Raw genomic sequence first — 18,538 nt, 5'->3', positions numbered from 1 at the left:
GACTTCTATAAGATGAAGTTTTTAGAAGTCCCCTAATTTCAAAGTGGAAATAGAGGAGAAAACAATGAAATATCTGGTGGTGTATTATTCTCATACTGGAAACAACCGCTTTATTGCTGAAAAGCTTGCTCAAGATATATCTGCAGATATCCAGGAACTCGTGCCACGGGTAAAGAACTTTTTATTACTCATTTTTTCAAGTCTTCTGCATATTTCCTTTGGAAATAAAAAGCTCTCGACATCTGTAGCTGATTACGATGCAGTGGTTCTTTGCGGACCCATATGGATGGGGCAACTCATTGCTCCTTTACGGGATTTTATCAAGAAGTATAGGAACCAATTTAAAAAGCTTTATTTCCTTACCTGCTGCGGTGGGGGAGAGGCAGAAAAAGACGGTACGTTTGGATGTATGGGAGTGTTCAGAAAGGTTGAACAGACAGCAGGCTCTGCATTCGTGGAAGCTCACGCCATTTCTCTTTCTTTAATACCCACAGAAAACCAAAACGCGAACCCTGAAACGATGATGGGTATAAGACTTACTGAGCAATATTTCACAGGTACGTTTAAAGATTACTATATGCAATTTAAAAATAAACTGAGAAACTAATCTGTGGTATCTATACACATCAATATAAATATTGATGTATATAAATTGCTGATTTTTACGATTAAGCAACCTTTTTTCTTTAAATTTCATTTAAAGCAGGACGATCTTTTGACTCAGGCAAATACCGTTTATCATTTTGCCATTGATCGTTTTGTTCGAGCAACAGCGTTGCGACGAAACAAAGTCTGATTGTGTTCAGTCTTGTTCGCAATTTAATGTTAATCAGCCCATTGGGAATGGTATCCATTATGCTGCCCATTTTCAATAACGCCTGCTGTTTGTCAAGCGAATCTACTTTGGGCCTACTGAAAATGTCTAAAAATGATATTTCAAAACTTTTTTACGTTAAAATGGGTTTAATTTAGTATACTAAAACTTTCAAATATGATTTATGAGGTTTAAAACCAAGTAAAAATAAAAAGCGCATAAAAAGATCCCTCAGGATCTTTTCACAGTTGGTCAGCAATACACATACCATGATTGCTGTTTCACTAGTTTCGCGTAATTTTTCATAGATTGTACCAAGACCAAACTTTCGTTTCATATATCCAAAGCCACCTTCAATCGCTTGTCGAATGGCTTCGTCAAGTCTTTGAATCTTTCGTAGCTGTCGTACTATCTTTTTATTCTCTAATGTTTCTTTAATCGGTCTGCCTAAGGGTGGTCCAGACAATCGTATTCCTCGAGCTTCACAATAGGCTCGGTTTGCTCGTGTCCGATATATTTTATCGGCATGCACCGATTCCGGATATCGACCACATCGCCTCTTATATTTTTCTATTTGTGTTGGCAAATCTTCTTGTTCGTTATAGGGTTCCCATTGTAATCGATCTATAAAAATCATCCCGTGTTCGGTCATCGATGCTGATAGTTTTGCTCCGAATTCAAAGGCCGCTTTTGCTTTACCTCGGGCTATTGGTCGTACATGGGGTTGACTGATACTGACGATTTTTCCCGATATCGAATGGGTCTTTCCCTTATACATCTGTACCTGTTGCCGGTAAACCTCATGTATCACGATAAGATCACGTCGCTGTTTTGCACTCAACGTTGTACTGGGAACCTTGTTTTGTAATTCATTGATAGTCCGTAAATTACGTCGTATGTATTGGAGTTGGGTCCGAATCGCTCTGCGTATTTCTTTTTTTGTTCTTCGTCGCCCTCGTATAAAATTGAGATATTTGATACGGGCCTGTTTTCTATAGGTTCGTGATTTTATGGTGAGCTCACTCGCTTCATATAACGTATCAATTATCTTTTCTGTTTTCCTTCGCGCTTCATCCAATAAAGTGACATCATGGGGATGCCGGATATCCTGGGGGACGCACGTGGCATCTATAATGAGTTGCCCTCGATTTCCATGATCATGGTCATCCTTTTGGTTTTCTTTGTTCTGTTTTTTTTCAGATTCTGCTTCTACCTGTTCTTGATACCGTTTCGCTATCAACTCATTTATCTTTGCTATTGCATCAGGTCCAAGCCGTTTTCGAAAATGAACCATCATGCTTGGATCAAAGGGTTTTTCATCTTTGTAAGATTCATATCCTAAAAAATATTGCAGGTAATGGTTCTCTCGTATTGTTTCTACCGTTTCTTCATCTGTTAATTGTAATTTCTCTTTTATCAATAATGATCCCAAGGCGAGCCGTACGGTCTTGGCTGTTCTTCCAATTCGTTTTGAAAAACATTTTTTATATTCAGCTTCTATCTCTTCCCATGGAATAATTGCGGCTAATCGTACCCATCGATTATCTTCTCGTAAATGTCCTCCGAAGGGTACATAAAAGTCTTCAAACTCAGGTACCTGTTCCTTTTCCTTATACATCGTTACCCCATAGTAAAGTGCACGCTTTTTAAGGCCTTACCCCTTTCTTCCGTGCACTTCTTATTGAGATTATCTCTGTATTTGCTTCTTTTGTAAAGAGTTGTTTGTTTTTCAGGAAGCCCTACTTTGATATAACTTCGTCCGGTCTGCCAGTCTTCTTCGTATTCCATGAGGTAGGAACAAATCAAACGAAGGTAGGAAGTGACGCTCGGAATATGCCTATCACTCTTGAACGTCGCCTGATTTCCTTGTTCAGTCGCTCCAGCGTATTCGTCGAAGCAATCTTTCGGGAATCGATTTCAGGGAACCCGTAGAACTGTAGCGAGTCTTCTAGGCCATCTTCGAGAATGGCGATTGTTTCCGAAAGAACATCCTCGTACTGGTCGATTATTTCTCGGCAGTAGGAAAGTGCGGATGTTTGGTCCGGTTGCAGCCATATCTGTTTCAGCCTGCTGGCGAACAATGCCTTTTCCTTGTGCGAAACCTTCGTAAGAGTGAATCTTTAGCTCTAATAGCATGATTTTACAATAGGTGTATTCTGCCTTGAATGTTACAGTTTTATATAGATAACCGCAAACCTGCAGGGGGGGGGATGAGATCCAGGGAAACCAAGCAACAACTGTCCCACGGGATCTATGTTTCAGGAAAGAGATACAATCAAGCTGATTAAAACTTATTAAACAAGATGAAGCAGTCATTAAGGATATTTGAGCATCTGGCTTAAGTAAATGAAGAACGGCTTCGATGTAAAAATCATTGACTTGCATGAAAAAATACAGTATAATGCATGCATGGAGTGAAATATGCCTACTTTACAAGTCAGAGACTTACCTCAAGAACTTTATAATAAATTAGACTACCTAGCAAAAAAAGAACACAGAAGTTTAGCTCAAGAAACTATTGTCTTGTTAAAAGAAGGTGTTGAAAAAAGATTGGATAACAAAAATAGACGAAAAAAAGTGATCGAATCTTTTACCGGACTTGGAATAAATACAAATAATCTACCTACACCGGAAGAATTAATACGTGAAGATAGGGATAGCCGATGATAATTGTACTGGATGCAAGTGGAGCTGTTGAAGCAGCTTTAGACCGAGAAAAAGGGAAACAAATTCTGGATTTACTGAAGGTGGCTGATATAACAATTTCGCCTGATATATTTATTTCAGAAGCAACAAATGTTTTTTGGAAATACCGAAAGTTTTCTCAATTTAATGATGAGATTTGTTTAAAAGGAATTGAGTTTTGTATCAATCTTATAGATGATTTTGTTGATTCAAATAATCTATGGCGTGAATCCTATTTCGAAGGAATTAAAAATCAAAGTTCAACCTATGATATGTTTTATTTAGTAACAGCTAGAAGGAATGGAGCTATGCTCGTTACAATGGATAAAAAATTAAATTCAATTGCCAAACAGTATGGAATACCTATCATAGAAAACTAATTTAGACAAATAGCAATAATCATTAACCAATAACATGACTAAAACATAACGTACCCCTCAATTTCACTCCATCTTTTAGATACAAAAAAGTTGTTACAACTTCCTCATAACGGAGGATATGCAACATGGAACTGGGAAAAGAAAAACAGATCTTTGTACGGCTCGGGTTTACCGACATGTGAAAGCAAATCAATGAACTAGCGGCCCTCGTGCAACAACTGTGGCCAGAAGGTCCCCCTATGAGTCAAGATAGCTGGTATGCCCTATGTAAAGGAGAGGTCATTAATGGGCTATTCAATTAAGTATAAAATGCTGATTCTTCAGAAGGTGTTGCCGCCAAATAACTAGCCGGGACACGAAGTAAGCAAGGAGTTTAGAATATCCGTTCAGACTATCTAAAAGTGAATGCAACAGGTAAAAAATGATAGTCTTGATTCAGGTATTCCAAAAAAGCTGATTACGATGCAGTGGTCCTTTGCGGACCTATATGGATGGGTCAGCTTATTGCCCCTTTACGGGATTTTATTAATAAGTACCGTAAACAATTTAAAAAACTGTATTTCCTTACCTGCTGCGGTGGGGGAGAGTCAGAAAAAGACGGTAAATTCGGATATATAAGAGTCTTTCAAGAAGTCGAAAAAATTACAGAAGATTCTTTTCAATGGGCTAAAGCAATCTCTATTAAAGATCTTGAACCAAATGACAATTTAGATAAGTCTATAAATATAATGGAATTAACTATACAGGAATCAAATTTTAATGTTAAAATAAAAAAAGCATACAATGATGTTGTTTATAGTTTAAGTTAAACTTTATACAAAATTGAAACCAAATGATTTGATTTTCTACTGTTCCTTTCTTACAATCATTACAACAAGGCATCAAAAAAGAGGAGTATAATGCACTCACTAAACATCACATTACGGAATAGAATCTCAAAAAACGGAGTCTTTATTTTTCCCGTTTTTTATATCCTATGGGCTTACCTATTTTGGTTTCCTATCTTTTTTTCAAAAGAATCAATATGGTCATTCCCTAAAATACTATTTTTCTTTATCGGAGGATCAAGTCCACTGCTTGCAGGTGTAATATTAGCTCTTGTAAAAGATGGCTTAAAGGGGCTTATTTCTATCGGTAACCGGCTGATAAACACTAAAAATATATCTTTAAAATGGATGGGAATCATTCTAAGTTTTTGGATAATATTCGATCTTGTTATAGCTGGCATAGGATTTTTTATTGGTATAACAGAGCAGCCAATACGAATCCATACAGATACAGTTTTAAAGCCACAGAATCTTGCTTTTATGTTTGTACTATCTTTCATATTTCCCACAATTGAGGAAATTGGGCTTCGTGGTTATTGGATTGATGAACTTCAAAATCGCTTAAATCCATTTTTTGCTGCGCTTATTAATGGCATTTTCTGGGCTATTTGGCATACTCCCTTTGTATGGTTTCCCGGATATTATATTAATACATCATTTTATCCAGAACTATGGTGGTGGCTGCCATCCATTGTGCTTCATACAGTACTTATAGTCTGGATTTATAATAAGACAAATCGAAGTATTTTAGCAGCGGTTTTATTTCATGGTATAATGAATTTCACAGGTGAATTTCTAGGGATTGATTCAATATTATTCCCCTATATGCTTATTGGTTACATTTTTATTACGACTTTTATTGTTATTGGGACACCAAACATGCGTCCTTGGTTTAAAAAAAATAACAGATTCTAGGATAACCATATGCTTTTATTTATTTCTTTTTTAATAATTTTAGCAGTTATATCGATGAAAATAAGTACTCGGTTGGGTCTTCCGTTACTTATTGGCTTTATCCTCATTGGAATTATTGTAGGAAGCGATGTTTTAAATTGGTTTTATTTTGATAACGCTCTTTTAACAAAACAGATAGCGGAAATACTCTTAATTTTTATTATTTTTGATGGTGCCTTTCGAATCCCGCGGGATACCTTTCGTAAGGTTGCTGGCCCATCTTTGACCCTTGCGACCCTGGGTGTCGTCCTGACTGCAACGTTTTTAGGCCTATGTATCCACTTTTTGCTAGGTTTTGAGCTTGCCTATGCCTTTCTCATCGCATCTATTATTTCATCTACCGACGCAGCAGCGGTTTTTATGATTACCAATGCAAATCCAATTAAGCATAAATTAGCTGCAACACTCAATGTGGAATCCGCCGCGAATGACCCCATGGCGATTATGCTGACCATAACCTTTCTTCAGGTTATAACGAAGGCTTTTTCTTCTCCCTTTACCGCCATCATTATGCTTCTCTGGCAATTCCTTGGAGGCGCTCTTATTGGATGTATTTGTTATAAAGTATCTGTCTTTTTTCTAAATAGTATAAAATCTGAAAGCAGGGGTAGTTATCATGTTCTCATGGTTGGCTGTATTCTGCTCACCTACGGCTTTGCCGATGTCTTAAAAGCCAACGGTATTATTGCAGTTTTTTTTCTTGGTTTTCTACTCGGTAATCATAGATTCCCCGCCAAACAGAGTGTCAGCAGTTTTCTGGAAAGTATATCGACCATATTTAATATCGGTCTTTTTATTATGCTTGGGCTCTTGGCATTTCCCCATAGATTTGTGTTTATATGGAAAGAATCGCTCATTATAGTCGGGATCCTGATGTTTATAGCCCGTCCTCTGGCAGTATTTCTTTCAATGCTTCCATTTAAGTATACTCATAAGGAAAAGATTTTTATTACTTGGGGAGGAATTAAAGGGGCGGTTCCCATTGTACTTGCAACCTATCCTTTTGCGAGCGGGATTGATACAAACGGCTTTATATTTGATACCATATTTTTCGCGGTATTTCTGTCCTGTATTGTGCAAGGCACAACCCTCGCACCATTAGCAAAATTCTTCCGGTTTACCGAACAGAAAAAATCACCTGTTCCCCATGTCATCGAACTACATTCTTTGCAGTTAAGCGACTATGAGATGGTCGAAGTATCGGTCGAAGCGGATTCACCTCATGTAGGGCATAGCATATCCGAATTACATTTAGATACATCCATGCTTATCACTTCCATTGTTCGTCATGGTCGACTCATCATTCCTAAGGGAAATACAAGTCTACTTGCAAATGATACATTGTATGTATTAGCCCCTTCATCTAAAATTAACGATGTCAATACATATATAAATGGGGATGAAACAAACACCTGATTCAGGAGGCTTAAATGCGCAATTTTACCTATTACGTTCCTACCGAAGTTGAGTTTGGTAAGGATACGGAACATAAAGTAGCAGATTTAATACAGAAACATGGCGGCCACAGGGTTCTTGTAGTGTATGGCGGCGGCAGTGCTCAAAAGAGCGGCTTATTGGACCGAATTTATAAGCGGCTTGAAGATGCAGGCCTTGAGTACCAGAGCCTTGGCGGGGTAAAACCAAACCCCACCGTAGACCTTGCCCGGAAAGGGGTGGAGCAGGCCATTGCCATGAAGGCTGATTTCATCCTGGCTGTTGGCGGCGGCAGTGTTATCGACACTGCCAAGGGCATAGCCCACGGAAACGCCAATCCGGGTACCGACATCTGGGACTTCTGGACCGGCACGACGAACCTCCGCCAGAGCACCCCTGTAGGGGTAGTGCTCACTATTCCCGCTGCAGGGAGTGAAACCAGCGCTTCGGCGGTCCTCACAAACACTGAAATTGGACAAAAACGGGGGCTTTCTTCCGAGTTTAACCGACCAGTTTTTGCCATTCTGAATCCGGAACTTACCTTTACCCTGCCGCTGTATCAGGTTGCCTGCGGCATTACGGATATTCTCATGCATACCCTGGACCGGTATTTTGTGCCCGAAGAGGACAACGAAACTTCCGATGCTCTTGCGGAGGCACTGCTCAGAACCGTCATTCGAAACGGTACAATAGCGATCAAGAATCCCCAGGATTACCAGGCCATGAGCGAGCTCATGTGGTGCGGCAGCCTGTCCCATAACTCAATAACCGGCCTCGGCAGCCGGGGCGACTGGGCGGTACATCAACTGGGTCATGAATTAAGCGCAAAGTTTGATGTAGCCCATGGGGCCAGCCTTTCTGCCATGTGGAAGTTTTGGGCTCTTTATGTGTATCAGGTGAACCCCCGCCGCTTTGCCCGCTATGCCCGGAATGTCTGGGCTGTCGATGCTGGGCGCGATGATGAACAAACAGCCCTGGCCAGTATCGAAGCTACTGTAGCCTATTTTAAGTCTCTTGGTATGCCCACCAATTTTAAGGAACTTGGCATTGGCACCCTAGGCGATGCTGAACTGGACGAACTGGCCTATCGCTGTACCTATTTTGGCGCTCGGACCATCGGCAACTTCATGGTGCTGGACCAGAAAAAGATCCGGGATATCTACAGCCTGGCAAATCAGGCTGTATAGTTGCATTCTCAGGGGCCTCTTAAATTCCAACCATGTTTTTAAAAGCGCCCTTATTCCAGTTTGATGAACCGAGCCACGTACATGGGGCCCATACCGCCGGTTGTGTCGGGCAGGATGTGTTTGCCGAATTCGGTTTCTTCCCCTTCAGTAAAATCAGGCCGGTCTAATGTAAGCTGGGGGCCGTATTTTTTCATGAGCCGTCGTACCACCTCGTCGTTTTCTTCGGGGCTGAGTGCACAGGTGGCATAGACCAGGGATCCGCCGGGAGCAAGCAGCAGAAATGCGCTGGAGAGGAGGGCCCATTGCCGCTGACTTAAGGAGCGGGGGCGGTTTCGGGTCCACTGGGCAAGGGCTTTGGGATCTGCAATGACATGCCGTTCACTGGAACAGGGAGCATCGAGAAGGATGGCCCGGAACCGCCCCCGCTCGGTTTCACGCCGGGCAAGGGCCGCCGCATCAAAACCGGATACGGTAACCCGCTCGCGAAGGGACGGCGGCAGGTGGTGGTTCAGGACATCGACAAGCCGGCGGCGCCGGTCGCTGGACAGTTCATTTGAAAGGAGCCGTACTTCAGTCCCCATACGGCTTGCAATCACAAGACTTTTCCCGCCCGGCGCCGCACAGGCATCGAGCAGTTCACCCTCTTCCGGAATTCGTAAGGATTGGGCTGCCAGAACAGAGGCCCGGTCCATAAAATAAGGCTCCTGTAAGCCTTCGTTGTAGGCTATTGCCTGGTTTGTCTCGATAAGTAGGGCCCGCAGGCTTCCCCAACGGTTACCAAAAATGGACGTGTAATAGGCATCAAACTCTGCATTGCTCATCAAATCAGCACTCCCCATTGCACCAGCAAAAAAAGACCTGTCAGATAAACTAGTTCTCCCAGTTCCACCGCAGCCCCGAGCGTGTCGCCGGTATAGCCCCCAAGGCCTTTTTGGTAAAGCCTGCCGAGGAAGAGGGCTGTAATCAAGGCCGACAGGATGATGATCAAACTTGTAAAACCTAGACTTATAAGCAGACGAATAAGAAATATATCATTCAAAGGTACATTCCAAAAATGGTGCTTCAGCGAAAAAGAAGCTGCATCCTGATATGGCTTTTTAATCTGTAAAAAGCTGAAGTTGGTAAACAGAGAGAAAACTAAAAACAACAGAGTGTACAGGGCACAGGCAAGCAGAAAACCCGCTACCACAAACCGTAAACGGCTCCCGGCGGCTAAAGCTCCCAGTCCTTCATTTTTTGCGGGGGGATAGATGGCTGGAATGAGGGATGCTGCTGTTTTTCCTGCCAGGGGAAAAACATAAATGCTCAGTGAAAGAGCAGGTAAATGCCCTAGAAGCGATTGCAGGATCATCAATTTAAGGATGAGATACATACAAGCGGTAAAGATCCCATAAACCCCAACCCGTGGATCTTTAAGAATTGCGAGGCGCTTATCCCAGTCAAAGGCACCTAAAAAAGCGTCGGCGGTGTCCAGGAGTCCGTCGAAATGAAAGAGATTAAAGCACCCATACAGGAGCATGAAGGCAGCTATCAGGGCCAGGTTCGGGTCTCGAAAGATGAACCCAAAAAGGCCTAACCCGGTGATAAAGACAAGTGACTGGAACAGGGCTGTCACCGGGAGCCAGAGGTCGAGGCGCTGGGCACGAAAGGTGAAAGAAAAGGGCAGGGGAATGCGGCAGACTAGGGCAAGGGTAGAGAAAAACTGGTCCGCTAGACCTGGTCGTCCAGAGTCAGGTTTGAGTATCCCGTCTGGTGCTGATCTGGTTGGTTTTACCTCAGTCGATGCTGATATGGTCTTCGTTGGCAGTGGCTCAATATTTTTCTTCTTCATGGGTGCTGTCCGATACCCCGGCACTTGTGAAGGATGCCATGGTTCTGCTGGTTTTGACCGCAAGTTCGATGATATAACCTGCGAGGACTGCACCGGTTCCTTCTCCAAGGTGCATCCCCAGGTCCAGAATCGGCTCAAGGCCCATGGCTTCCAGGACTGGGCTATGTCCCCGAACTTTGGACCGGTGCCCTGCAAAGAGGAAGTCTCGTACCGTTTTGTCTATGCTGTAGGCCATGTAGGCCGCACTGGTTACGGGGAACCCGTCGATGATACAGCCGATGCGGCGCTGTCTAAGCCCGAGAATAAAGCCCGCCATCATGGCAAGGTCATAGCCGCCAACTTTACAGAGTATGTCTAGTGGTGAGGAGAAGGGTGTATGCCTTTTTATAGCTTGGGCAATAACCTGCTGTTTATGGGCCAAGGTTTTATAATCGATACCGGTTCCCCGGTCTACAATGCTTTCCAGGGGAAAGCCGCTAGCCACCAGGAGTGCCGCTGCGGTGCTCGTATTGCCAATACCCATATCGCCGATGGCCACGAGGTCATAGCCCTGCCGGGATGCATCCTCAGCAAGATTTTTGCCGGCTTCGAGGGCCTCCTCCAGCGCTGCTTCGGTCATGGCCGGCTGATGTAAAAAATTGGCGGTTCCCGGACCTATCTTTGCATTGATAAAACGGCGGCCCTTCGGCAGTTCTGCGGCGGATTTCTGAAGCTCCGTCGTATCGGCGGCTACCCCCGCATCAACCGCCACCAGGTCCCATGCAGACCGGGACGGCTCACTGCTGTGAAGACCGTCATCGTTTACCCCGTCGAGCCCCGATGCCAGGGCGTTAATGGCCGCACCGCCGCTTAAAAAATTAACCAGCATCTGATAGGTTACTTCCTGGGGGTAGAGGGAAACCCCCTCGGCCACAATCCCGTGGTCCCCCGCAAACACATAGACTGCCTTTTTATCTATTTTGGGAGGCACCCGTTCCTGAATGACTGCCAGTTGGATGACCAGGTTCTCGAGCCGGCCGAGGCTTCCCCTGGGTTTTGTTAGATTATCCAGATGAGCCTGCATTTGTGCCGCAATAGGGTTATTCATGGGTTTTTCTCCTCAGGTTTGTATGTTGTTATATTGAGGGTAACTGCCACGTACAGTGGCAGAGGTTCTCAGTATCTACTATTTCGAGGCTTTGCGCTACTTCAGCCCAGGAAAAGAGTTCCAGGTTGATGAGTATCTGGGGGTTTTGCCCCATTGCTTCATGCATCAGGGGCCGCAGCCAGGCTTCGTCACCCCGGAGCGGCCGGTGGTCCGGGAGCCGTCCATCAAGCTGTGCGGCTTTTCTATCGGTGCTGTGTAGGTGGATTTCCCGGATGCGGCTCTGACGGTCTAGCCAAAATGCCAGGATTGCCTCGGTATGCTCTAGATGTCCCGTGTCCATGCAGACCGGTATATCCGGAATCCGCGCCTCCAGGGCTTCCAACCAGCGGGGCTTGGTATTTTCTGCAAGAAAAATGTTGCCATACTGCATCCGCCAGGTTTGCAGGAGCTTTGCCAATTCATCAACCTTATGGGGATGCTCTGGGTTCGTCGGATGAACAATGAAATGTTCTGCCAGAGGAAGGAGCCTTTCGATAAGTTCCTGATGGTTCTGACTGAGCTTATCCGGCAGATGGGCTGTGTAGGTAAAGCGGCCCCGGTACTTAGTAATCGATTCAAGGTCTGCTTCCAGCTCTCGCTGCACCGATTCGTCATATAAGAAAAATAAAAGCTCCACATTCTGAATGGCCGCTTTATCTTCAAGAAATGCCAGATTTTCCCCGTAGGTACCGGGTATAACCCAGGAAGGGCAGGAGAGCCTGAATTGATTCATTTTATACGTACCGGTATCCCCACAACGAGAAGCTCCACATGGTCAACCGCTTTGGCTAGGCGGATATTTACTTCTGCAACCAGCCGGTTGTAACGACGTGAGAGTTCATCATAGGGGATATTCCCCCAGCCAATTTCGTTGGTTACAATGATTGCATCCTCTGGCAGGGCTGCGATGGTCTGTTCCAGGATGGCATGGAGGTCCTTTTCTCGCTGATAATAGAGCAGGTTGTTAACCCACATGGGAATGCAATCGATGATGATGCCCGGTCGTTCCTGTGTGGTCGCAAGTAGGGTTCTGGCTTTCAGGATTGCCCGGTCCAGTTCTAGGGGTTCCTCTATCGTGATAAACTCTTCCGTGCTATCCCTGCGGCGCCGTTCAGCTTGGTGTTTCTGAATGCGCTCCGCCATTTCTTCGTCGGTAACTTCGGCGGTAGCTATAAAAGCCCGGGCACTTGAGAATTCGGTCCTGGCAATTTCAATGGCTCGATGGCTTTTCCCTGCCTTAACGGCACCGGTGAGAAGATATCTCATGGTTGATACCCTGAGTAAGGCCTGTTTGTACTAACCGCTGCAGGACACAATGGCCCGCATCCGTTCCAGAGTTTCTTCGGAAAGTACATGTTCCATCCGGCAGGCATCCTTTTCGGCGGTTTCCTGGGAAACCCCCACCACATCACGAAGAAAATTGGTTAAAAAAGTATGCCGTTCCCGGATGGCTTGAGCCTCTTGTTCGCCCTTTTGGGTCAGAACTACTCCCCGGTATCGTTCATGTTCTAATAGTCCCCGGTCTTCTAGGGCCCGAAGGGCGGTGAGCACTGAGGGTTTGGATACACCCAATCTCTGGGCGATGTCAGTAACCCGAACCGCACCGTCATCGGCAAGGAACGATACTGCTTCTAAATAATCTTCGAGGGATTGGGTCATCCAATAGTCCTACTTTACCGTCAGTACAAAATTGGGTTCCAGGGTATAGGTTTTACCCGCTTCGACTACGAGGGTTGTTTCTAGGGCTATAACCCCGAATTCTAGCTTGAAGTTATGGGTTCCCGGTACAACGCTGACGGTAAAATCCTTCTGTTTTATATTATCCACATAAAAATCAATGAGTCCCATAGGATTTTTATGCTGTTTCCCGAAGAAACGATCTGAAATATTGAGCCTTACAGTTGCCATAAGCGGAACCAGATTAATTATTATATTCTGGGGACCCGATACAACAATGCCTGCAACATAATCTTGATAGCCGGGAGCAGTGATTTTAAGATTATAACTGCCAAAGGGAAGTTCTGTAGTAAAGGGTATTACTCCTGCTTTAATATTGTTGAGATATACCTCTGCACCGATTACATTGGCAGAAATAGTTAATTTTCCAGCCTGTTGTTTCAAGGTTGCTGCGAGATTTGTATTATTATTAACCGATACATTTGCATCATAGGGTTCATAACCGGGAGCTGAAATCTGAACCCTGTAGATCCCCGTTTCTACACTTACATTGATTGGAGCATTCCCCATGGGGGCTCCATTGACTGAAACCTGGGCATTCGGTGCATTGGCACTGATAGACAAGGTAAAGAGCTGTTTCACCGGTTGGGGTGCAGGAAGAACCTGTGCAGCTCCCAGTTGAGCTCGGACAGTTAGCCCGCCTGCAGGAATTGTAATTTTTTGGCGGAATTCGGGTAGTCCTGTTTTACGAACGAGAAGATCATAGGTCCCGGGGCTTACCCGGCCCACATACTTAGGATTAGCGATCCCCATAAGTTTTCCATTAAGAATAACCTGGGCAGGTCCTTCACTGGCTTCTACAGTAAGCAACGCAGTAGCCTGGGCAAAAAGACCAGCCGCCCCAAGAAAAAGCAGACAAAACATTGTGATGAGATGAATTTTTCTGTTCATTACATTACCTCTTACGATCCTTAGTATACACGAAATCTTTACCAATACTCAACGAGTGTAGAAAAATAAGATTCCACGAGTAACTATCATTATAGTTACTATCATTATAGCTCATTTTGTTTGTAAGGCCCAGGTAATTTAAAAGGCCAATTCCATTGTTTTTCTGTTTTTCTGTGCTATTATTATAATATGTAGTAGATCATGGTTTATGGAGGAACCTTTGAAGAAGTTTATAATAACTCTGACCCTTAGTGCCTTAGTTGTAGCAAGTGCCTCGGCAGAACTTTGTTTCGGTATAAGCGGAGTCCAATACTATATAGAAGATGAGAATGGTAATTGGCCGAGCCTTGGTCGGGCATGGTCGGATTTCCAGGAGGGAAACGGAGTCTACTATGGCGGTTTTGCAGAAATTCTAGGCCGCCACTGGGGGCTTGGATTAGCTTTTAATTACAATCCTCTTCAGGATGGTATTAACCCAGTGACTGGAAATCCAGATCCCTATGGTGATTTTTGGTCCTATGATGTCAATCTCTATGTGTCTTATCATTTCTTTGGTGGTGCAGCGTTCCTGGATCCCTTTGTAGAAGCTGGTTTGGGTATGGTTGCCTTTGACTATCAAGATAAGGACAAATTGAATAAGGATGTAGAGGTTGCCCGCTATGTTGACGATGATGATCCCCTCTTTGCCTCCGCCTATACTACAGTTGGGCTGGGCCTGGGCATGAACTTAAAACCAATCGGTTTCTTTTTTAAACTGAACTGGTGTAAAGCGAGTGATAACTTTATAAAGGGAACCTATGATAGCGATTCTGTTAATGGCACGCCTGGGGATGAATATTATATTGATCCCTGGTTTGTCATGCCCTTACGCTGGACCTTTGGGGCGAAGCTGTTGCTCTTCTAATATGCTACAAAAATGCTGAATAAGCACAAGCGCAGGACCTCGTTCTGGTTCTGCGCTTTTTTTACAAAAGCTGGACCGGGTCAACATCGACCTCCACATAGACGCCGTTTGTTTTTTTTGCTTCGTATATGGCGAGGGCCTTCTGGACTGCCTCATGGATGCCGGACATGGCACTGCCCCTCAGGATGAGTTGTTTCCGGTAGTTCCCCGCCATAAGACTGATTGGGCAGTCCGCAGGGCCTAGTACATCACAGTTACTTGGCAGTCTCTCTTTGAGCAAGGCGGCGAGCCGCCGTATGGTTCGTTCCGCCAGGGCTTCCTGTTTTGATCGGGCTGTCATGCGGATCAGCCGGGTATAGGGGGGAAAACCCAGTTCTTTTCGCTGGGCCAGTTCCTGCCGGTAAAAGCCTTCAATATCCGCATTGCAGGCGTAGGTAATCGCCGGATCCTGGGGCCGAAAGGTTTGAACCAGTACCTTGCCGTCGGGAAAATAGCGGCCCGCCCGGCCGGCAACCTGTACAATGAGAGCAAAGGTCCGTTCCGCGGACCTAAAGTCCGGCAGGTTCAGGGCCGTGTCTGCTAGAACTACCCCAACGAGGCGCACCCCGGGAAAATTAAGCCCCTTGGCAACCATCTGGGTCCCCAGGAGTATATCGATGCCACCAGCCCGAAACACTTCCAGGGTTTCCCGGAGACTCCCCTTTTTTGCCGTCGAATCTGCATCGGCCCGGCGGATCCGGAGATCGGGAAAGGTTCTCCGGACCTCCTCTTCAATCATCTCGGTACCAAAGCCGGCAAAACCTGCTTCGAGGGATCCGCATTGGGGACATACTCGGGGTGGAGGTGCTGAAAAACCGCAGTAGTGGCAGACCGCTTTGCCCAGTTGTTTATGGTAGGTGAGGGATACCGAACAGTGCCTACAGGTCAGTTCGTACCCGCATTGGCGGCAGTGATAAAAATAGGAAAAGCCCCGTCGATTAAGAAACAGGATCGTCTGGCGGCCCATCCGGGCAGTTTCGCGAATTTCTTCCTTAAGTTCCTCACTGAGACAGCCTTCAGTGCCCGCCAGATCAATAATCTTAATGTTTGGTGGTGCTCCGCCGGATAATCTTTTTGAAAGGGAAAGCCGTCGGATGGTGCCATTTTCCATAAGACGCCAGGCCTCTGCGGAGGGGGTGGCAGAACCCATGACCAGGGTGGCCCCCTGCATGGCACAGCGCTTAAAGGCAACCTGCCGGGCATGGTAGCGGGGTGTGTTACCCGACTTATAGGACCCGTCGTGCTCTTCATCAATAATGAGGAGCCCCAGATCCTGTACCGGCGCAAAGACCGCACTGCGAGGGCCTACCACGATGCGGACCTCCCCCCGGCGTATCCGGCCCCACTCGGTGAGCCGGGCACTTCCGGTCATTCCCGAATGAATGGTGGTGGCGACCGAACCAAAACGACGCTGTACCGCTTCCTCAACCTGGTGGGTGAGGGCAATTTCCGGGACCAGGTAGATGACCGATTTCCCTGCCTGCAACATGGCCTCAGCGGTTCGAAGAAAAACCTCGGTTTTACCCGAACCGGTAATACCATACAGGTAAAACATAGGGGGCCCCGATTTCATTATAGCACTACCAGCCACAATCCTTTCCAGAGCTTCCTGTTGTTCCTCCGACAGGTCCAGGGCTTTTTCGGTAATCTGTACTTCCTCATCCAGAGATGCTTCGGAACTTGTTTCCCGCCGGCCTGAGGGGACCATGGTTGCCAGGGCTTCTCCGGTACCGCAGAGATAATAACTTGCCATCCAGAGGGCAAGATCGATTTCATTGGTGCCGAAAATGGGTTCCTTATCTACAACCCGGCGGATTTTTTTAATTGCTTCAACCGCTACCCCATCAGGGAGATTTTCCCGCCTTCCTATGACATAACCAAGCATTTCCCTTCGGCCAAAGGGGGCCATGACCCGCTTTCCCACCGCGGCTTCCCCCTTATCATCCATGGCATAGGTATAACGCTGTTGCAGAGGTATATCAAAAACCAGGTCCAGGTACATCTGTGTTCCTTACTCAGGCTTTCGCTCGGGAGTTTCGCGAGCCGCCGTTCCCCCGTTTAAAAAAGCCCGGAGCTGTTTCAGGTCTTCCCATGCAGGCCGCTTGAGGCTTTCGTCTCGTAACAATGCACTGGGGTGATAGGTGGGGAGGAGAGGAATGCCCTGATACTCAAAAAAGCGGCCCCGCAGGCGGCTGATACCCTCGGCGGTACCCAGCAGGGCTTGGGTCGGTACCCGGCCCACCGTGAGGATGGCCTGGGGCTTCAGCAGGGCCAGCTGGCGCTGTAAAAAGGGCCCGCAGGCAGCAATTTCATCGCTTTCAGGATCCCGGTTGTTCGGGGGCCTGCATTTCACCACGTTCGCAATAAAACAATTGGTATTTCTATCCAGATTGATGGCCGCAAGCATCTTGTCCAGCAGTTGTCCTGCCCTGCCGACGAAGGGCCGGCCCGTGCTGTCTTCATCGGCCCCGGGCCCTTCGCCGATGACCACCACCAAGGGTTCAGCAACCCCTTCGCCGGGGACCGCATGATGCCGCCCTTCGCAGAGCCTGCAGGCCCGGCATGCGCGGACCTCCTCCGCAATGGCCGCAAGGCTGTCAGCTTCTGCCGCAGGAGCCAACGGCCGGTCATCATCAATATGATATGCTTCCCGTTCTCGGCGATATCCTGTATCAAGATAATCTGAAGCAAGGTCAAGAAAGGTGAGCAGTTGTCGTTTTTCATCGGCGGTCATGGTTCTATTCAATCCTATGAAGCAAGAAAACGCAAGGGGGATGTATTGTAAGGGCTTCATCTGATACACTGGGAGGACCTTAGCAACGGAACGAGGTCCTATGAAAACCGGTACTTTGCATCTCATACCAAGTCCTATCGGTACATCGATGGATGTGCTTGCACCCTATATGGTGGCTATACTCGAGTCGGTGCCCTATATTGTTGCGGAACATGAAAAGACGGTCCGCCGTTTCCTTTCGAGTCATATTTCGCAGGAAGTCCTTGCAGCGAAAACCTTTGCCACCCTGGATGAGCACACCCCCTTCCAGGATATTCCGGCCCTCCTGTCACCGCTGCTTGCGGGCCAGGATGGGGCCATTATCTCCGAAGCAGGCCTCCCCTGTGTGGCCGACCCGGGCTCCGCCCTGGTAGCACTGGCCCATCGTCACCATATCCGGGTTATCCCCCATCCTGGCCCTTCCTCCATATTTCAGACCCTTATGGCCAGCGGCCTGAACGGCCAGCGCTTCATGTTCGAGGGCTACCTGCCCATACCGGAACAGGAACGTTCTGCCCGGCTTAAGTATCTGGAAGCACTCTCGGGCCGGGAAAACATGACCATCCTCTGGATTGAAACACCCTATCGGGTACAGCGTCTCTTTACAAGCCTCTGTGCTACCCTCCGGGAAGAAACGAACCTTACCATAGCCCAGGCTCTGATGACTAAGGAAGAATATATTTTTACCAGTACGGTGGGCGAATGGAAACAGCGTGCTCCGGAACTGCGGAAAAGCCCCACGGTGTTTGCCATCCAGGCCTTGCCTGCGGTCCCTGCAAAGGTATCTAAAGGTGCCGGTAGATTTAAAACAGATAGAAAAGGCCGGCTCTCTGGTCAGGGAAAAAAAGGAATGCAGGATAATAATAAGGGACCTTATGGAAATGTTGATTTTTAGAGGCCCCTACGGCTGCAAGCTTGACGAGTAAAAAGATTAAAAATTATACTGAATTACAGGG

At 46.4% G+C, this 18,538-nt stretch carries 18 protein-coding genes and 2 pseudogenes; 9 read left to right on the top strand and 11 right to left on the bottom strand.

Annotated features, from left to right (window positions below; genetic code table 11):
* Window positions 1-64: 64 nt before the first annotated feature.
* Complete coding sequence (locus SPICA_RS07985) at window positions 65-607, top strand: flavodoxin family protein (RefSeq protein WP_013969023.1); 543 nt, start codon at window positions 65-67, stop codon at window positions 605-607.
* Window positions 608-968: 361 nt separating this feature from the next.
* Here SPICA_RS07985 and SPICA_RS07975 read toward each other — a convergent pair whose 3' ends face one another.
* Window positions 969-2,432: an IS5 family transposase gene (locus tag SPICA_RS07975; protein ID WP_013969022.1), complete on the bottom strand. Its 1,464-nt coding sequence runs from the start codon at window positions 2,430-2,432 to the stop codon at window positions 969-971.
* Between the two features lie 128 nt (window positions 2,433-2,560).
* Window positions 2,561-2,934: pseudogene (locus tag SPICA_RS07970) on the bottom strand (transposase); the annotation flags it as partial.
* Between the two features lie 301 nt (window positions 2,935-3,235).
* On the opposite strand from SPICA_RS07970, the gene SPICA_RS07965 reads away from it, so the two are divergent.
* The 6 genes and pseudogenes from SPICA_RS07965 to SPICA_RS07940 all read left to right on the top strand — a co-directional run bounded on the left by SPICA_RS07965 (window position 3,236) and on the right by SPICA_RS07940 (window position 8,281).
* Window positions 3,236-3,481 carry a hypothetical protein gene (locus SPICA_RS07965; RefSeq protein ID WP_013969021.1) on the top strand — a complete coding sequence of 82 codons (246 nt, stop codon included), beginning with the start codon at window positions 3,236-3,238 and terminating at the stop codon, window positions 3,479-3,481.
* Window positions 3,478-3,879: a type II toxin-antitoxin system VapC family toxin gene (locus SPICA_RS07960; protein ID WP_013969020.1), complete on the top strand. Its 402-nt coding sequence runs from the start codon at window positions 3,478-3,480 to the stop codon at window positions 3,877-3,879. The genes SPICA_RS07965 and SPICA_RS07960 overlap by 4 nt, the downstream gene beginning before the upstream one ends.
* 464 nt (window positions 3,880-4,343) lie before the next feature.
* A pseudogene (locus SPICA_RS07955) lies at window positions 4,344-4,688 on the top strand (hypothetical protein); the annotation flags it as partial.
* 90 nt (window positions 4,689-4,778) lie between these two features.
* Window positions 4,779-5,621, top strand: a complete 843-nt coding sequence (locus SPICA_RS07950; RefSeq protein WP_013969018.1) for a CPBP family intramembrane glutamic endopeptidase — start codon at window positions 4,779-4,781, stop codon at window positions 5,619-5,621.
* 9 nt (window positions 5,622-5,630) lie between these two features.
* Window positions 5,631-7,076 (top strand): potassium/proton antiporter, encoded by a 1,446-nt coding sequence (locus SPICA_RS07945; RefSeq protein WP_013969017.1) that lies wholly within the window; start codon window positions 5,631-5,633, stop codon window positions 7,074-7,076.
* A 14-nt stretch (window positions 7,077-7,090) separates the two neighbouring features.
* Window positions 7,091-8,281, top strand: a complete 1,191-nt coding sequence (locus SPICA_RS07940; RefSeq protein ID WP_013969016.1) for an iron-containing alcohol dehydrogenase — start codon at window positions 7,091-7,093, stop codon at window positions 8,279-8,281.
* A gap of 50 nt (window positions 8,282-8,331) precedes the next feature.
* Here the strand turns inward: SPICA_RS07940 and SPICA_RS07935 are convergent, their stop codons facing one another.
* The 7 genes from SPICA_RS07935 to SPICA_RS07905 are packed head-to-tail and all read right to left on the bottom strand — an operon-like array spanning window position 8,332 to window position 13,866.
* Window positions 8,332-9,102, bottom strand: a complete 771-nt coding sequence (locus SPICA_RS07935; protein ID WP_013969015.1) for an SAM-dependent methyltransferase — start codon at window positions 9,100-9,102, stop codon at window positions 8,332-8,334.
* Entirely contained in the window at window positions 9,102-10,112 is a 1,011-nt protein-coding gene (locus tag SPICA_RS07930) for an adenosylcobinamide-GDP ribazoletransferase (RefSeq protein WP_013969014.1), read from the bottom strand. Before SPICA_RS07930 ends, SPICA_RS07935 begins: the two co-directional genes overlap by 1 nt.
* Window positions 10,093-11,199 carry a nicotinate-nucleotide--dimethylbenzimidazole phosphoribosyltransferase gene (cobT, locus tag SPICA_RS07925; protein WP_013969013.1) on the bottom strand — a complete coding sequence of 369 codons (1,107 nt, stop codon included), beginning with the start codon at window positions 11,197-11,199 and terminating at the stop codon, window positions 10,093-10,095. The genes SPICA_RS07930 and cobT overlap by 20 nt, the downstream gene beginning before the upstream one ends.
* Window positions 11,200-11,227: 28 nt before the next feature.
* Window positions 11,228-11,971: a cobamide remodeling phosphodiesterase CbiR gene (cbiR, locus tag SPICA_RS07920; protein WP_013969012.1), complete on the bottom strand. Its 744-nt coding sequence runs from the start codon at window positions 11,969-11,971 to the stop codon at window positions 11,228-11,230.
* On the bottom strand, window positions 11,968-12,504 hold the full coding sequence (locus tag SPICA_RS07915) for a bifunctional adenosylcobinamide kinase/adenosylcobinamide-phosphate guanylyltransferase (RefSeq protein WP_013969011.1): 537 nt from the start codon (window positions 12,502-12,504) through the stop codon (window positions 11,968-11,970). Before SPICA_RS07915 ends, cbiR begins: the two co-directional genes overlap by 4 nt.
* Before the next feature lie 30 nt (window positions 12,505-12,534).
* Window positions 12,535-12,897 (bottom strand): metal-dependent transcriptional regulator, encoded by a 363-nt coding sequence (locus SPICA_RS07910; RefSeq protein ID WP_013969010.1) that lies wholly within the window; start codon window positions 12,895-12,897, stop codon window positions 12,535-12,537.
* 9 nt (window positions 12,898-12,906) lie between these two features.
* Window positions 12,907-13,866: a PEGA domain-containing protein gene (locus SPICA_RS07905; RefSeq protein ID WP_013969009.1), complete on the bottom strand. Its 960-nt coding sequence runs from the start codon at window positions 13,864-13,866 to the stop codon at window positions 12,907-12,909.
* Window positions 13,867-14,086: 220 nt separating this feature from the next.
* Here SPICA_RS07905 and SPICA_RS07900 point away from each other — a divergent pair, with 220 nt between their 5' ends.
* On the top strand, window positions 14,087-14,770 hold the full coding sequence (locus SPICA_RS07900) for a hypothetical protein (RefSeq protein ID WP_013969008.1): 684 nt from the start codon (window positions 14,087-14,089) through the stop codon (window positions 14,768-14,770).
* A 61-nt stretch (window positions 14,771-14,831) separates the two neighbouring features.
* On the opposite strand, the gene priA is transcribed toward SPICA_RS07900, so the two are convergent.
* Complete coding sequence (gene priA, locus SPICA_RS07895) at window positions 14,832-16,811, bottom strand: replication restart helicase PriA (RefSeq protein WP_013969007.1); 1,980 nt, start codon at window positions 16,809-16,811, stop codon at window positions 14,832-14,834.
* Between the two features lie 9 nt (window positions 16,812-16,820).
* Window positions 16,821-17,543 (bottom strand): uracil-DNA glycosylase, encoded by a 723-nt coding sequence (locus SPICA_RS07890; RefSeq protein ID WP_013969006.1) that lies wholly within the window; start codon window positions 17,541-17,543, stop codon window positions 16,821-16,823.
* A gap of 100 nt (window positions 17,544-17,643) precedes the next feature.
* Between SPICA_RS07890 and SPICA_RS07885 the strand changes: the two genes are divergently transcribed.
* Window positions 17,644-18,477, top strand: coding sequence for an SAM-dependent methyltransferase (locus SPICA_RS07885; protein WP_013969005.1), 834 nt, complete (start codon window positions 17,644-17,646; stop codon window positions 18,475-18,477).
* Window positions 18,478-18,538: the final 61 nt, after the last annotated feature.

Origin of the sequence: Gracilinema caldarium DSM 7334, from assembly GCF_000219725.1 — a bacterium.
Taxonomy (GTDB): Bacteria; Spirochaetota; Spirochaetia; order Treponematales; family Breznakiellaceae; genus Gracilinema; species Gracilinema caldarium.
This window is presented reverse-complemented; position numbering and strand designations above follow the sequence as displayed.

Excerpts from the sequence above, each read along its gene's own strand:
- SPICA_RS07985 (WP_013969023.1), top strand. The coding sequence starts at position 65 with ATGAAATATCTGGTGGTGTATTATTCTCATACTGGAAACAACCGCTTT.
- SPICA_RS07975 (WP_013969022.1), bottom strand. The coding sequence starts at position 2,432 with ATGTATAAGGAAAAGGAACAGGTACCTGAGTTTGAAGACTTTTATGTA.
- SPICA_RS07965 (WP_013969021.1), top strand. The coding sequence starts at position 3,236 with ATGCCTACTTTACAAGTCAGAGACTTACCTCAAGAACTTTATAATAAA.
- SPICA_RS07960 (WP_013969020.1), top strand. The coding sequence starts at position 3,478 with ATGATAATTGTACTGGATGCAAGTGGAGCTGTTGAAGCAGCTTTAGAC.
- SPICA_RS07950 (WP_013969018.1), top strand. The coding sequence starts at position 4,779 with ATGCACTCACTAAACATCACATTACGGAATAGAATCTCAAAAAACGGA.
- SPICA_RS07945 (WP_013969017.1), top strand. The coding sequence starts at position 5,631 with ATGCTTTTATTTATTTCTTTTTTAATAATTTTAGCAGTTATATCGATG.
- SPICA_RS07940 (WP_013969016.1), top strand. The coding sequence starts at position 7,091 with ATGCGCAATTTTACCTATTACGTTCCTACCGAAGTTGAGTTTGGTAAG.
- SPICA_RS07935 (WP_013969015.1), bottom strand. The coding sequence starts at position 9,102 with ATGAGCAATGCAGAGTTTGATGCCTATTACACGTCCATTTTTGGTAAC.
- SPICA_RS07930 (WP_013969014.1), bottom strand. The coding sequence starts at position 10,112 with ATGAAGAAGAAAAATATTGAGCCACTGCCAACGAAGACCATATCAGCA.
- cobT (WP_013969013.1), bottom strand. The coding sequence starts at position 11,199 with ATGAATAACCCTATTGCGGCACAAATGCAGGCTCATCTGGATAATCTA.
- cbiR (WP_013969012.1), bottom strand. The coding sequence starts at position 11,971 with ATGAATCAATTCAGGCTCTCCTGCCCTTCCTGGGTTATACCCGGTACC.
- SPICA_RS07915 (WP_013969011.1), bottom strand. The coding sequence starts at position 12,504 with ATGAGATATCTTCTCACCGGTGCCGTTAAGGCAGGGAAAAGCCATCGA.
- SPICA_RS07910 (WP_013969010.1), bottom strand. The coding sequence starts at position 12,897 with ATGACCCAATCCCTCGAAGATTATTTAGAAGCAGTATCGTTCCTTGCC.
- SPICA_RS07905 (WP_013969009.1), bottom strand. The coding sequence starts at position 13,866 with ATGAACAGAAAAATTCATCTCATCACAATGTTTTGTCTGCTTTTTCTT.
- priA (WP_013969007.1), bottom strand. The coding sequence starts at position 16,811 with ATGTACCTGGACCTGGTTTTTGATATACCTCTGCAACAGCGTTATACC.
- SPICA_RS07890 (WP_013969006.1), bottom strand. The coding sequence starts at position 17,543 with ATGACCGCCGATGAAAAACGACAACTGCTCACCTTTCTTGACCTTGCT.
- SPICA_RS07885 (WP_013969005.1), top strand. The coding sequence starts at position 17,644 with ATGAAAACCGGTACTTTGCATCTCATACCAAGTCCTATCGGTACATCG.